The organism is Frigoribacterium sp. AC759 (assembly GCF_979256015.1).
Genome location: NZ_CEEDMT010000002.1, coordinates 200410 through 214137, shown reverse-complemented (window position 1 = coordinate 214137; position 13728 = coordinate 200410). Strand labels below are relative to the sequence as shown.

The 13728-nt window shown below is 70.5% G+C and carries 13 protein-coding genes; all 13 read left to right on the top strand.

Features of this window, described 5'->3' with window-relative positions; all coding sequences use genetic code 11:
• Positions 1-56 precede the first annotated feature (56 nt).
• Positions 57-1277 carry a chorismate synthase gene (gene aroC / locus ACZ6JE_RS03905; RefSeq protein WP_464318248.1) on the top strand — a complete coding sequence of 407 codons (1221 nt, stop codon included), beginning with the start codon at positions 57-59 and terminating at the stop codon, positions 1275-1277.
• Positions 1274-1786, top strand: a complete 513-nt coding sequence (locus ACZ6JE_RS03900; protein WP_243213372.1) for a shikimate kinase — start codon at positions 1274-1276, stop codon at positions 1784-1786. The genes aroC and ACZ6JE_RS03900 overlap by 4 nt, the downstream gene beginning before the upstream one ends.
• Positions 1783-2880: a 3-dehydroquinate synthase gene (gene aroB / locus ACZ6JE_RS03895; protein WP_464318247.1), complete on the top strand. Its 1098-nt coding sequence runs from the start codon at positions 1783-1785 to the stop codon at positions 2878-2880. The genes ACZ6JE_RS03900 and aroB overlap by 4 nt, the downstream gene beginning before the upstream one ends.
• A gap of 103 nt (positions 2881-2983) precedes the next feature.
• Positions 2984-3544 (top strand): elongation factor P, encoded by a 561-nt coding sequence (gene efp / locus ACZ6JE_RS03890; RefSeq protein WP_055797347.1) that lies wholly within the window; start codon positions 2984-2986, stop codon positions 3542-3544.
• 18 nt (positions 3545-3562) lie between these two features.
• Positions 3563-3973 (top strand): transcription antitermination factor NusB, encoded by a 411-nt coding sequence (gene nusB, locus ACZ6JE_RS03885; protein ID WP_192060312.1) that lies wholly within the window; start codon positions 3563-3565, stop codon positions 3971-3973.
• Between the two features lie 121 nt (positions 3974-4094).
• Positions 4095-4667: a bifunctional pyr operon transcriptional regulator/uracil phosphoribosyltransferase PyrR gene (gene pyrR / locus ACZ6JE_RS03880; RefSeq protein ID WP_192060313.1), complete on the top strand. Its 573-nt coding sequence runs from the start codon at positions 4095-4097 to the stop codon at positions 4665-4667.
• The gene (locus ACZ6JE_RS03875) at positions 4664-5620 is read left to right on the top strand and encodes an aspartate carbamoyltransferase catalytic subunit (protein ID WP_464318246.1); all 957 of its coding nucleotides are present in this window, start codon (positions 4664-4666) and stop codon (positions 5618-5620) included. Before pyrR ends, ACZ6JE_RS03875 begins: the two co-directional genes overlap by 4 nt.
• The gene (locus ACZ6JE_RS03870; RefSeq protein WP_464318245.1) at positions 5617-6990 is read left to right on the top strand and encodes a dihydroorotase; all 1374 of its coding nucleotides are present in this window, start codon (positions 5617-5619) and stop codon (positions 6988-6990) included. The genes ACZ6JE_RS03875 and ACZ6JE_RS03870 overlap by 4 nt, the downstream gene beginning before the upstream one ends.
• Complete coding sequence (locus tag ACZ6JE_RS03865) at positions 6987-7505, top strand: PH-like domain-containing protein (protein ID WP_192060316.1); 519 nt, start codon at positions 6987-6989, stop codon at positions 7503-7505. The genes ACZ6JE_RS03870 and ACZ6JE_RS03865 overlap by 4 nt, the downstream gene beginning before the upstream one ends.
• A complete protein-coding gene (gene carA, locus ACZ6JE_RS03860; protein WP_464318244.1) occupies positions 7502-8671 on the top strand; it encodes a glutamine-hydrolyzing carbamoyl-phosphate synthase small subunit in 1170 nt (389 codons plus the stop codon). The genes ACZ6JE_RS03865 and carA overlap by 4 nt, the downstream gene beginning before the upstream one ends.
• Positions 8671-11946, top strand: coding sequence for a carbamoyl-phosphate synthase large subunit (gene carB / locus ACZ6JE_RS03855; RefSeq protein WP_192060318.1), 3276 nt, complete (start codon positions 8671-8673; stop codon positions 11944-11946). Before carA ends, carB begins: the two co-directional genes overlap by 1 nt.
• Positions 11943-12815 carry an orotidine-5'-phosphate decarboxylase gene (pyrF, locus tag ACZ6JE_RS03850; RefSeq protein ID WP_464318243.1) on the top strand — a complete coding sequence of 291 codons (873 nt, stop codon included), beginning with the start codon at positions 11943-11945 and terminating at the stop codon, positions 12813-12815. Before carB ends, pyrF begins: the two co-directional genes overlap by 4 nt.
• Positions 12803-13717 carry a guanylate kinase gene (gene gmk / locus ACZ6JE_RS03845; protein WP_192060320.1) on the top strand — a complete coding sequence of 305 codons (915 nt, stop codon included), beginning with the start codon at positions 12803-12805 and terminating at the stop codon, positions 13715-13717. Before pyrF ends, gmk begins: the two co-directional genes overlap by 13 nt.
• Positions 13718-13728: the final 11 nt, after the last annotated feature.

Genomic DNA, 13728 nt, shown 5'->3' with positions numbered 1-13728 from the left:
GAGCGCCCCCGGTCGACGGACCGGGGGCGCTCTCGTGCTGTGGGAGGATTGCTCCCATGCTTCGTTGGTTGACCGCAGGGGAATCTCACGGCCCCGAGCTCATCGCCGTCCTCGAGGGCCTCCCCGCGGGGGTGCCCGTCTCGTCGAGCGCGATCAAGGCCGATCTGGCCCGTCGACGTCTCGGCTACGGCCGCGGCTCGCGCATGAAGTTCGAACAGGACGAGCTGCACATCTCCGGCGGCGTCCGTCACGGCCTCACGATGGGCGGCCCGGTGGCGTTGCGCGTCGGCAACACCGAGTGGCCCAAGTGGGTCGAGGTGATGAACCCCGAGCCGGTCGAGATCGGCGACGCGTCGCGCGGGCGCAGTGCGCCCCTGACGCGGCCGCGTCCAGGCCACGCCGATCTCGTCGGCATGCAGAAGTACGACTTCGACGAGGCCCGACCGATCCTCGAGCGCGCCAGCGCCCGCGAGACGGCCGCGCGAGTGGCCCTCGGCGCCGTCGCCCGCTCGTTCCTGTCCGAACTCGGCATCGAACTCGTCAGCCACACCCTCTCGATCGGGCCGGTCCGCGTGCCCGACGGCTCATCGCTGCCGCTCCCGTCCGACCTCGACCGTCTCGACGACGACCCCCTGCGCTGCTTCGACGAGGCGACGAGCGCGGCCATGGTCGACGAGGTCGAGTCCGCCAAGCGCGACGGCGACACCCTCGGCGGCGTCGTCGAGGTGCTCGCCTACGGCGTCCCTCCGGGTCTCGGCTCTCACGTCCACTGGGACCGCCGTCTCGACTCCCAGCTCGCCGCCGCCCTGATGGGCATCCAGGCCATCAAGGGAGTCGAGGTGGGCGACGGCTTCGAGACCACCAGGAGGCGCGGGTCGGTCGCGCACGACGAGCTGCACCGCTCCGGCGGAGTCATCTCGCGAGACACCGACCGTGCAGGCGGCACCGAGGGCGGCATGAGCACGGGCACGGTGCTCCGGGTCCGCGCCGGCATGAAGCCCATCGCGACCGTGCCGCGTGCTCTCGCCACGATCGACGTGACGAGCGGCGAGGAGTCCAAGGCGCACCACCAGCGCTCCGACGTCTGCGCGGTCCCCGCGGCAGGCGTGGTGGCCGAGTCGATGGTCGCGCTCGTGCTCGCCAACTCGGTGCTCGAGAAGTTCGGCGGCGACTCGCTGGGCGAGACCGCCCGCAACCTCCGGGGCTACCTCGACGCCATCCCCGAGAACCTCCGCACCGGGTCCGCCCCCGAGCAGCCCGAGTCCGCCGGCCTGTGAGGCGCCGTCCTGTCGTGCTGATCGGCCCGATGGGTGCGGGCAAGACGAGCATCGGCAAGAAGCTCGCCCGCCGTCTCGGCGCCGGGTTCGCCGACAGCGACCGGGTCGTCGTGCAGCGTCACGGTGCCATAGCCGACATCTTCGACGCCGAGGGCGAGTCCGCCTTCCGAGCGAAGGAGCGAGAGGTCGTCTCCGAGCTGCTGGCGTCCGACGGGGTCGTGTCGCTCGGCGGGGGAGCCGTCCTCGACCTGTCGACCCGCGCCTCCCTGGCGGACCTCCCGGTCGTGATGCTCTCCGTGAGCGAGTCCGCGGTCGAGTCCCGCCTGTCGGGAAGCCACCGTCCACTGCTCAGCCGAGGGGGCATGGACGCCTGGCGCCTCATCGCGGCCGAGCGCGAGCCCCTGTACCGCGACCTCGCGTCCGTGGTCGTCGACACGTCCCACCGCCCGGTCTCGAGGGTCGTCGACGACATCGTGGCCTGGCTCGACCCCGAAAGAGGAAACCCGTGACCGATCCGCAGCCCACCACCACCACCACCACCATCCGGGTCGGCGGCGACGCGCCGTACGACGTGCTCGTCGGGCGGGGCCTCGTGGCCGGTCTGCCCGGGCTCCTCCCGCCGCAAACGAAGAAGGTGCTGATCGTGCACGCGCCGACCCTCGGTCGGAAGGCCAACGAGGTCCGCGAGACGCTGGTCGAGGCGGGCTACGAGGCGCTCATCGCCGAGGTGCCCGATGCGGAAGACGCGAAGCGCGTCGAGGTGGCCGCCTTCTGCTGGCAGGTGCTCGGCCAGGCGGACTTCACCCGGACGGACGTCGTCCTCGGGCTCGGCGGCGGCGCGATCACCGATCTCGCCGGCTTCGTCGCCGCGACCTGGCTGCGCGGCGTCGCTCTCGTCCAGGTGCCGACGAGCGTGCTGGGGATGGTCGACGCGAGCGTCGGCGGCAAGACGGGCATCAACACGGCGGAGGGGAAGAACCTCGTCGGCGCGTTCCACCCGCCCATCGCCGTCCTGGCGGACCTCGACATGCTCGACACCCTGTCGAAGAACGAGATCCTCGCCGGTTTCGCCGAGATCGTGAAGGCGGGGTTCATCGCCGAACCCGAGATCCTCGATATCGTCGAGGCCGACGTCGACCGCGCGACCGACCCGACGACGCCGGAGTTCCGGCGGGTGGTCGAGCTGTCGATCGCCCTCAAGGCGCGGGTCGTCGGAGAGGACCTCACCGAGCAGGGTCTCCGCGAGATCCTGAACTACGGTCACACCCTGGGGCACGCGGTCGAGCACGCCGAGCGCTACCAGTGGCGTCACGGTGCCGCCGTCTCGGTCGGCATGGTCTTCGCCGCCGAGCTCGCCCGATTGACCGGCCGGCTGTCCGACGACGCCGTCGACCGTCACCGCCGCATCCTCGAGTCCCTGACCCTGCCCGTGAGCTACCCGCTGGGTCGGTGGAACACCCTCCTCGCGACGATGCAGCGCGACAAGAAGGCCCGTGCGGGCATGCTCCGATTCATCGTCCTCGACGGGATCGGCAAGCCGACGGTCATCCAGGGCCCCGATCAGAGCCTCCTCTTCGCGGCCTACCAGGAGATCGGGTCCTGACCCGGGCGGGGTTCCGCTCCGAGTCCGCGCTCGACGGGTCCGCTACACTCGTCGATGGCCTCATCCGGCCGACACCCACCGACTCCGAACGGACCCCGCGCGCATGGCGACTACAAACGACATCAAGAACGGTGCCGTCCTCAACCTCGACGGCCAGCTCTGGAACGTGATCGAGTTCCAGCACGTCAAGCCGGGCAAGGGTGGCGCGTTCGTCCGCACGAAGATGAAGAACGTCATGTCGGGCAAGGTCGTCGACAAGACGTTCAACGCCGGCACGAAGATCGACTTCGCCAACGTCGACCGTCGCGAGTTCACCTACCTCTACGCCGAGGCCGACGGCTACGTGTTCATGGACACCAGCGACTACGACCAGATCAACGTCCCCGCGACGGTGGTCGGCGACGCGAAGAACTTCATGCTCGAGAACCAGAACGTGCAGATGGCCCTCCACGACGGCACGCCGCTCTACATCGAGCTGCCCGCGTCGGTCATCCTCGAGGTCACGTACACCGAGCCGGGTCTGCAGGGCGACCGCTCCACGGGCGGCACCAAGTCGGCGACGGTCGAGACCGGCTACGAGATCCAGGTCCCGCTGTTCCTCGAGAACGGCACCAAGGTCAAGGTCGACACCCGCGACGGCAGCTACCTCGGCCGCGTCAGCTAGTCCGGGTCGTCCACAGCAGTGAGTGCCCGCACCAAGGCGCGCAAGCGCGCCCTCGACGTTCTGTACGTCGCCGACATCCGCGAGATCAGCATGACCGACGCCCTCGTCATGGAGACCACCCGGGCCATGGGTCAACCCGAGCGCAGTTCGAGCTGGGGTTACGCCCGCGAGATCGTCCAGGGGGTCATCGACCACCGCTCGGAGATCGACGAGCTCATCGAGACGTACTCGCAGGGCTGGTCCCTCAACCGGATGCCCACGCTCGACCGGGCCATCCTCCGCATCGGCATCTGGGAGCTCGGTCACAACGACGAGATCCCCGACCACGTCGCCATCAGCGAGGCCGTCGAGCTGGCTCAGTCGCTCAGCACCGACGACTCCGCCGTCTTCGTCAACGGTCTGCTCGGCCGCATCGCCGCCAGCAGCTAGGCTGGTCCGAACCGAGGGGCCGCAGGGCGACCGCACGGTCGCCGGGCCTCTCCGCAGCTCCACGATCCCGACATCCGACATCCTTTAAGTTCCGTCCAGAGAGGCGGGGAAGGGGGTCCGATTGAGCACCCGCACCGTGCTGAGTCAGGCTGACATCGCGCGCGCTCTGACGCGCATCTCCCACGAGATCCTCGAGTCGAACCGGGGCGCCTCCGGCCTCGTCGTGCTCGGCATCCCGACCCGTGGCGTCGTCCTCGCCGAACGCATCGCCGAGTCTCTGGCGACGATCTCGGGCGAGCCGATCCCGGTCGGGTCGGTCGACGTGACCATGTACCGCGACGACCTCCGCAGCCAGCCGACCCGCGCCTCCCGGCCCACGTCGCTGCCCGTCGGCGGCATCGACGGCAAGACCGTCGTCCTGGTCGACGACGTCCTGTACTCGGGGCGGACGATCCGGGCGGCGCTCGACGCCCTGAGCTCGCTCGGCCGGCCGCGTGCGGTCCGCCTCGCCGTCCTCGTCGACCGGGGCCACCGCGAGCTGCCGATCCGGGCCGACTTCGTGGGCAAGAACCTGCCGACCTCGACCGCGGAGCGGATCTACGTCCGGCTCGCCGGCGTCGATGCGGACGAGCTGGTCGCCATCGAAGGAGGCGCGGCGACAGAGGGTGCCGTCGGCGCGGGTGCTCACGCATGAGGCACCTGCTCAGCACCTCCGACCTCGGACTCGACGATGCGCTGCGCATCCTCGACATCTCGGAGGACATGGCCGACGTCAGCACCCGCGAGGTCCGCAAGCTGCCAACGCTGCGCGGGACGACCGTCGTCAACCTCTTCTACGAAGACAGCACACGCACGCGCATCTCCTTCGAGGCCGCGGCGAAGCGACTCAGCGCCGACGTCATCAACTTCGCGGCGAAGGGCTCGAGCGTGTCGAAGGGCGAATCCCTGAAGGATACGGCGCAGACGCTCGCCGCGATGGGCGCCGACGGCATCGTGATCCGGCACCCGTCCTCCGGGGCTCCCCGGGTGCTCGCCGACAGCGGCTGGGTGGACGCGGGCATCGTCAACGCCGGCGACGGCACGCACGAGCACCCGACCCAGGCGCTGCTCGACGCGTTCACCATGCGACGCCGGGTCCACGGCGCCGCGAGTCGGGGTCGCGACCTCGACGGTCTGCGGGTCATCATCGTCGGCGACATCCTGCATTCGCGGGTGGCCCGGTCGAACGCCTGGCTGCTGCGGACGCTCGGCGCCCAGGTCACCGTGGTCGCGCCTCCCACGCTCCTGCCCGTCGACGTCAGCCGGTTCGGCGTCGACGTCCACTACGACCTCGACGAGGCCCTGTTCCAGGTGCGACCCGACGTGGTCATGATGCTGCGCATCCAGCAGGAGCGGATGAACGAGGCGTTCTTCCCGAACGCCCGCGAGTACGCCCGCGCCTGGGGGCTGAGCGCCGCACGGTTCCGCGCGCTGCCGGCGGAGGCCGTCGTGATGCACCCCGGGCCGATGAACCGCGGTCTGGAGATCAGCGACGAGGCCGCCGACTCGCCGCGATCGACCGTCCGCGAGCAGGTCGCCAACGGCGTCGCCGTGCGCATGGCCGTGCTCTACCTCACACTCGCCGGCGACCGGGAGGACTCCCTGTGACCACCACCCAGATCATCCGCGCCGTCGAGACCGTCGACGGCGACCGCACCGACGTCCTCGTCCGAGACGGCGTGGTCGTCGAGCTCGGCACGCGTCTCAGCGCCGTCGGGGCCACCGTGGTCGACGCCGACGGGCTCCTCGTCCTGCCGGGTCTCGTCGACCTCCACACGCACCTCCGGGAGCCGGGCGGCGAGGGCAGCGAGACCGTTCTGACCGGCTCGCGTGCCGCCGCCGCGGGGGGCTTCACCGCGGTCAACGCGATGGCGAACTCGTCGCCGGTGGCCGACACCGCGGGGGTCGTCGAGCAGGTGCAGGCGCTCGGCGACCGGGCCGGGTACGTGACCGTCCGACCGATCGGCGCCGTGTCGCGGGGTCTCGAGGGGACGCACCTCTCCGAGATCGGCGCCATGGCCCGATCCCGCGCCGCCGTCCGGGTGTTCTCCGACGACGGCCACTGCGTGAGCGACCCCCTGCTGATGCGTCGCGCGCTCGAGTACGTCAAGGGCTTCGGGGGAGTCGTCGCGCAGCACGCCCAGGAACCTCGACTGACCATCGGCGCCCAGATGAACGAGGGGGCGCTCTCGGCCGAGCTGGGTCTCGCCGGGTGGCCCGCGGTCGCGGAGGAGGCGATCATCGCGCGCGACGTGCTCCTCGCCGACCACGTCGGTGCCCGGCTGCACGTCTGCCACGTCTCGACGGCCGGCAGCGTCGAGGTGATCCGCTGGGCGAAGTCCCGGGGCATCGACGTCACGGCCGAGGTCACGCCGCACCACCTGCTGCTCACCGAAGACCTGGTGGCCGGGTACGACTCGCGGTACAAGGTCAACCCCCCGCTTCGCGGGAAGGACGACGTGCAGGCCCTCCGCTCGGCCCTCGCGGACGGCATCATCGACATCGTGGCCACGGATCACGCGCCGCACACCTCCGAGGCGAAGTGCTGCGAGTGGGACGCCGCGGCGAACGGCATGGTCGGCCTCGAGACGGCCCTGCCCGTCGTCCAGCACACGATGGTCGACACGGGGCTCATCGGCTGGGGCGACGTCGCGCGCATCATGTCGACGACCCCGGCCGTCATCGGTCGGGTCTCGGGGCAGGGGCGACCCCTCGCCGTCGGAGAGCCCGCCGAGCTGACCCTCTACGATCGGAGCGTGACGCGCACCTTCTCCGCCGAGCACCTCGCGGGCAAGAGCACCAACTCGCCGTTCATCGACCGCGTCCTGCCGGGCCGCGTCGAGGCCACCTTCCATCAGGGCTACGCCACCGTCGAAGGCGGCGCGGTGGTCGAGACCGAGACGATCGCGCGTGCCGCCGCAGCCGTGGCGGCGCACCGGGTGTCGGTCGAGGCCACGGCCGGGGCGGAGGCCCGATGACCTACTGGTGGATCGGCCTCGGAGTCCTCGTCCTCCTCGCGGCTCTGCTCTGGCAGATGGCGCGATCGTGGCGTGCCCGCGGCCGACGTCAATCCGACATCGCCCTCCCCGAGATCGCTCCCGACGGCCTCGGCACGCCGAGCATCGAGACCGACGGCTTCTACGTGGCCACGAGTCGAGCGGGCGATCCGCTCGACCGCATCGTCATCGGCGGGCTCGGCTTCCGCGGACGCGCGGGCGTCTCGGTCCATGTCGAGGGCGTCCGCCTCGAGATCGCGGGCGAACCGGCGAAGCTGATCCGCGCCTCCTCGATCCGCGACGTCGGCCGGGCCACATGGACGATCGACCGCGTCGTCGAAGAGGGCGGGCTCGTCCTCATCGCCTGGACCCTCGGCGAGACCGACGTCGACACCTACCTGCGCATCGTCGACGACCCCACCGCGGTCGTCGACGGCATCCGCGGAATCATCCCCACGGCCCCCCGGGCCGGAACCAGCACTGGAGAGAACCTGTGAGTGAAAAAGCCGTCCTCATCCTCGAAGACGGGTCGCGGTACGTCGGGCTCGCTTACGGCGCCGTCGGCCGCACCCTCGGCGAGGTGGTCTTCTCGACCGGCATGACCGGCTACCAGGAGACCCTGACCGACCCCTCGTACGCCGGGCAGATCGTCGTCATGACGGCCCCGCACATCGGCAACACCGGGGTTAACGACGAAGACCCCGAGTCGCGTCGCATCTGGGTGGCCGGCTACGTGGTCCGCGACGCCAGCCGCGTCGTGTCGAACCACCGGGCACAGGGCAGCCTCGACGACCAGCTCGTCGCCGACGGCGTCGTGGGCATCCGCGGCATCGACACCCGTGCCATAACGCGGCGCCTCCGCGACGTCGGCTCGATGAAGGGCGGCGTCTTCAGCGGTGCCGACGCCGAGCTCGACCCGGCCGAGCAGCTCGCCCTCGTCGCTGCGGGCAGCGACATGCGCGGTCTCAACCTCTCGAGCCAGGTGTCCACGCTCGAGCCCTACGTGGTCCAGCCCGAGGGCGAGCGCATCGGCTCGGTCGCCGTCCTCGACCTGGGCGTCAAGACCTCGACCCTGCGCTACCTGGCCCAGCGCGGCTTCGAGGTGCACGTGCTGCCGCAGTCGACGACGCTCGACGAGCTGCGCGCACTCGCCCCCGACGCGCTCTTCTACTCGAACGGCCCGGGCGACCCGGCCGCGAGCGACACGCAGGTCGAGCTGCTGCAGGGCGCTCTCCGCGACGGTCTGCCCTACTTCGGCATCTGCTTCGGCAACCAGCTGTTCGGCCGGGCGCTCGGCTTCGGCACGTACAAGCTGCCGTTCGGCCACCGGGGCATCAACCAGCCCGTCCTCGACAAGACGACCAACCGCGTCGAGATCACCAGTCAGAACCACGGCTTCGCGGTCGACGCGCCCATCGACGGCGTGCTCGACTCGCCCGCGGGCTTCGGCCGCGTCGAGGTCAGCCACTACAGCCTCAACGACCAGGTCGTCGAGGGTCTGCGGGCCCTCGACATCCCCGCGTTCTCGGTCCAGTACCACCCCGAGGCGGCCGCCGGCCCGCACGACAGCAACCATCTCTTCGACCGCTTCCGCGAGGCGGTCGTCGCCCGCTCGCACGGCAAGTCCGTCGACTTCGGCTCCGACATCGAAAGCAGCATCTGATGCCCAAGCGCCCCGACATCAACTCCGTCCTCGTGATCGGCTCCGGGCCGATCGTCATCGGCCAGGCGGCCGAGTTCGACTACTCGGGAACGCAGGCCTGCCGCGTCCTCCGCGAAGAGGGGGTGCGCGTCATCCTGGTCAACCCGAACCCGGCCACGATCATGACCGACCCCGACTTCGCCGACGCCACGTACATCGAGCCGATCACCTCCGAGGTGCTCGAGGCGATCATCGTGAAGGAGCGCCCCGACGCTATCCTCCCGACCCTCGGCGGGCAGACCGCCCTGAACGCGGCCATCAAGCTCGACGAGGAGGGCATCCTCGCCAAGCACGGCGTCGAGCTGATCGGCGCGAAGGTCGAGGCGATCCAGAAGGGAGAAGACCGCCAGCTCTTCAAAGACCTCGTGCTCGAGTCGGGCGCCGACGTGGCCAAGTCGTACATCGCTCGCACCGTCGACCAGGCGGTCGAGTACGCCGAAGACCTCGGCTACCCTCTCGTGATCCGCCCCTCGTACACGATGGGCGGCCTCGGCTCCGGCTTCGCCTACACGCGCGACGAGCTCGTCCGCATGGTCACCGACGGTCTGCACCAGAGCCCCACCACCGAGGTGCTGCTCGAAGAGAGCATCCTCGGCTGGAAGGAGTACGAGCTCGAGATGATGCGCGACACGGCCGACAACACGGTCGTCGTCTGCTCCATCGAGAACGTCGACCCGGTCGGAGTCCACACCGGCGACTCGATCACCGTCGCACCGGCCCTCACCCTGACCGACCGCGAGTACCAGAACCTCCGCGACATCAGCATCGACATCATCCGTCGGGTGGGCGTCGACACCGGCGGCTGCAACATCCAGTTCGCCATCGACCCGTCGAACGGCCGCGTCATCGTCATCGAGATGAACCCCCGCGTCTCGCGCTCCAGCGCGCTGGCGTCGAAGGCCACCGGGTTCCCGATCGCCAAGATCGCCGCGAAGCTGGCCCTCGGGTACCGGCTCGACGAGATCCCGAACGACATCACCAAGGTGACCCCCGCCTCCTTCGAGCCCACGCTCGACTACGTCGTCGTCAAGGTGCCGCGGTTCGCGTTCGAGAAGTTCCCCGCGGCCGACACGACGCTCAGCACGACCATGAAGAGCGTCGGCGAGGCGATGGCCCTCGGCCGCAACTTCACGCAGGCGCTGCAGAAGGCGCTGCGCTCGCTCGAGAAGCGCGGATCGAGCTTCCACTGGCAGGGCGCCCCCGGAGACAAGGAGGCGCTGCTCGCGTTGGCCGCGACGCCGACCGACGGTCGCATCGTCACCGTGCAGCAGGCCCTCCGCGCCGGTGCGACGGCGGACGAGGTCTTCGAGTCCACGAAGATCGACCCCTGGTTCATCGACCAGATCGTGCTGATCAACGAGGTCGCCGAGACGGTGGCCGCGACCGAGTCCCTCGACGCCGAGATGATCGCCTTCGCGAAGGACCACGGCTTCAGCGACGCCCAGCTGGGGCAGCTGCGCGGTCTGCCCGAGCAGCAGGTCCGTGACGAGCGGCACGCCCTCGGCGTCCGGCCCGTGTTCAAGACCGTCGACACCTGCGCGGGGGAGTTCCCGGCCCTCACGCCGTACCACTACTCGAGCTACGACTTCGAGACCGAGGTGGTCGCGAGCGACCGCCGCAAGGTGATCATCCTCGGCTCGGGCCCGAACCGGATCGGGCAGGGCGTCGAGTTCGACTACTCGTGCGTGCACGCCAGCTTCGCGCTGAGCGACGCGGGCTTCGAGACGATCATGATCAACTGCAACCCCGAGACCGTGTCCACCGACTACGACACGAGCGACCGCCTGTACTTCGAACCGCTCACCCTGGAGGACGTCCTCGAGGTGGTCCACGCCGAGAGCGCCAGCGGCGAGCTCGTCGGCGTCGTCGTCCAGCTCGGCGGTCAGACCGCGCTCGGTCTCGCCAAGGGCCTCGAGGCCGCCGGCGTCCCGATCCTGGGGACGAGCCCCGACGCCATCGACTCCGCCGAGGAGCGCGGGCTGTTCCAGGGCATCCTCGACGCCGCCGGACTGCACGCCCCGAAGAACGGCACGGCCACCGACTACGAGACCGCCGTCGCGGTCGCGGAGGAGATCGGCTACCCCGTCCTCGTCCGCCCGTCGTACGTCCTCGGCGGTCGCGGCATGGAGATCGTCTACGACAGCCCCTCGCTGGCCGACTACTTCGTCCGGGTCGAAGACCAGGCCATCATCGGCCCCGATGCGCCGCTGCTCGTCGACCGGTTCCTGGACGACGCGGTCGAGATCGACGTCGACGCCCTCTACGACGGCACCGAGCTCTACGTCGGCGGCATCATGGAGCACATCGAGGAGGCCGGCATCCACTCGGGCGACTCGAGCTGCACGCTCCCTCCCGTGACGCTCGGCAAGGGCGAGATCGACCGGGTCCGTGCCGCCACCCTCGAGATCGCGCGCGGCATCGGCGTCTCCGGTCTGCTGAACGTCCAGTTCGCCATCGCCGCCGGCGTGCTCTACGTCATCGAGGCGAACCCGCGTGCGAGCCGCACGGTGCCCTTCGTCTCGAAGGCGCTCGGGATCCCGCTGGCCAAGGCCGCGTCGCTGGTCATGGTCGGACGCAGCATCCGCGAGCTCGTCGAGGTCGGGCTGCTGCCGGCGAGAGACGGCTCGGACGTCCCGCTCGACTCGCCCATCTCCGTCAAGGAGGCCGTGCTGCCCTTCAAGCGCTTCCGCACGAAGGACGGCCAGATCGTCGACAGCGTGCTGAGTCCCGAGATGCGTTCGACGGGCGAGGTCATGGGGATCGACCGCGACTTCCCGCGGGCCTTCGCCAAGAGCCAGACCGCGGCCTACGGCGGCCTGCCCACCTCGGGCACCGTCTTCGTGAGCGTCGCCGATCGCGACAAGCGGGCGATCGTCCTGCCGGTGCTGCGCCTCCAGCAGCTCGGTTTCACGATCCTCGCCACCGAGGGCACCGCGACCGTGCTGGTGCGCAACGGCATCGAGGCGGACACCGTCGCCAAGTTCAGCGCGGGCGGCCACTCGGTCGTCGATCTGATCAACGCCGACGAGGTCGACATCGTGATCAACACGCCGAGCGGTTCGAGCGCCCGTGCCGACGGCTACGAGATCCGTGCGGCGACCGTCGCCGCCGACAAGGCGCTCTTCACGACCATCGCCCAGCTCGGTGCCGCGGTCGCGTCGATCGAGGCCGTTCAGACCGAGCTCGAGGTCACGAGCCTGCAAGACTACGGACTCGCGCGGGCGGCCCGACTGTGACGGCCGGGGCCTCGGCTCCGGCCTTCGGCGAGCGGCTCGGCGAGGTCTTCGACCGTCTCGGCCCGCTCTGCGTCGGCATCGATCCGCACCCGTACCTGCTCGACGCCTGGCGTCTGCCGGGCGGGGCGGCCGGGGCGCGCGACTTCGGTCTGCGGGTGGTCGACGCGGCGCACCGAGGAGGCGCGGGCATCGTGAAACCGCAGGTCGCCTTCTACGAGCGGTGGGGTTCGGCCGGCTTCGCCGCCCTCGAAGAGGTCCTGCACGCCGCGCGTCAGGCGGGGCTGCTGGTCATCGGCGATGCCAAACGCGGCGACATCGGCAGCACCATGGACGCCTACGGGGACGCCTGGTTCGATCCGGAATCGAGACTCCGGGTCGACGCGCTGACGGTGTCTCCGTACCTCGGTCTCGGCTCCATGACCGGTCTGGTCGCACGAGCCCGTCGCGCGGGTGCGGGCGTGTTCGTGCTCGGCGCCACCTCCAATCCGGAGGCGCGGGTCACGCAGACGGCGCGGCGCACCGACGACGACGGCACGGTCTCGACCGTCGCGGGCGGTATCGTCGACGACGTGCTGCACGACAACCAGATCGCCGGAGAACCCCGGTTCGGCTCCGTGGGGCTGGTGCTCGGCGCGACGGTCGACCTCGTAGCCGCCGGCGTCGACCCCGACCGCTTGACCGCCACGCCCGTCCTCGCGCCCGGGTTCGGGCACCAGGGCGCGCTCTACCGCGACATCCCCGCCCTCTTCGGCGCTGCGGGCCGTTCGGTCGTCGTCTCGACCTCCCGGGCGCTGCTCGAGCACGGTCCGTCCGACCTCGCCGACGCGATCCGTCGCGACTCCGACGAGATCCGCCGATGCCTCGTCTGACGCCGCCGCCCGTCGACCGCGCGGCCGCGGCCCGCGCCGCCGTCGCCGCCCGTCGGGGCCGGGCCGCCGTGAAGTCCGCGATCGCCGAGAGACGACGTCAGGCGCTCGACGTCGCCGAGACGGCGTGGGCCGGTGAGGCCACGGCACCCGAGGCCACCCTCCGCGTCCGCGAGCTGCTCACGAGCATCCCGGGGATCGGCCCGACCCGGGCGGCGCGCATCATGACGGATCTGGGCATCGCCGAGTCCAAGCGGGTCGGCGGTCTCGGAGTCCGGCAGCGACGCACGCTCGGAGACTGGCTGGCACATCGCGAGGCGCGCGGGCGGCTCCGATCGCGTCTGGTCGTCCTGGCCGGTCCGACGGCCGTCGGCAAGGGCACGGTCTCGGCTCACATCCGCGACAACTACCCCGACGTCCACCTGTCGATCTCGGCGACGACGCGGGCTCCGAGACCGGGCGAGGTCGACGGCGTGCACTACTACTTCGTCGACGACGCCGAGTTCGACCGGATGATCCGAGAGCGGGAGCTCCTCGAGTACGCGACCGTCCACAACTCGTACCGGTACGGCACGCCGCGCCCTCCGATCGACGCGGCGCTCCGCGACGGCCGCAGCGTGCTGCTCGAGATCGATCTGCAGGGGGCGCGTCTCGTCCGTGCGGCGATGCCCGAGGCCGTGCTCGTGTTCCTGCTCCCCCCCACCTGGGACGAACTGGTCCGTCGACTCATCGGCCGCGGCACGGAGGACGCCGCCGAGCAGCAGCGACGACTCGAGACCGCGAAGGTCGAGCTGGCCGCCCAAGACGAGTTCGACGTCAAGGTCGTCAACCACGACGTGGCCGAAGCGGCCCGAGAGGTCGTAGAATTGATGACTGCGTCCGACGACGCGCGACAGCGCGACTGATCGACGCCACG

Bases quoted from the DNA above. Each gene is read 5' to 3' on its own strand.
- carB (WP_192060318.1), top strand. From the start codon at position 8,671: ATGCCCAAGCGCCCCGACATCAACTCCGTCCTCGTGATCGGCTCCGGG.
- ACZ6JE_RS03875 (WP_464318246.1), top strand. From the start codon at position 4,664: ATGAGGCACCTGCTCAGCACCTCCGACCTCGGACTCGACGATGCGCTG.
- ACZ6JE_RS03865 (WP_192060316.1), top strand. From the start codon at position 6,987: ATGACCTACTGGTGGATCGGCCTCGGAGTCCTCGTCCTCCTCGCGGCT.
- gmk (WP_192060320.1), top strand. From the start codon at position 12,803: ATGCCTCGTCTGACGCCGCCGCCCGTCGACCGCGCGGCCGCGGCCCGC.
- aroC (WP_464318248.1), top strand. From the start codon at position 57: ATGCTTCGTTGGTTGACCGCAGGGGAATCTCACGGCCCCGAGCTCATC.
- efp (WP_055797347.1), top strand. From the start codon at position 2,984: ATGGCGACTACAAACGACATCAAGAACGGTGCCGTCCTCAACCTCGAC.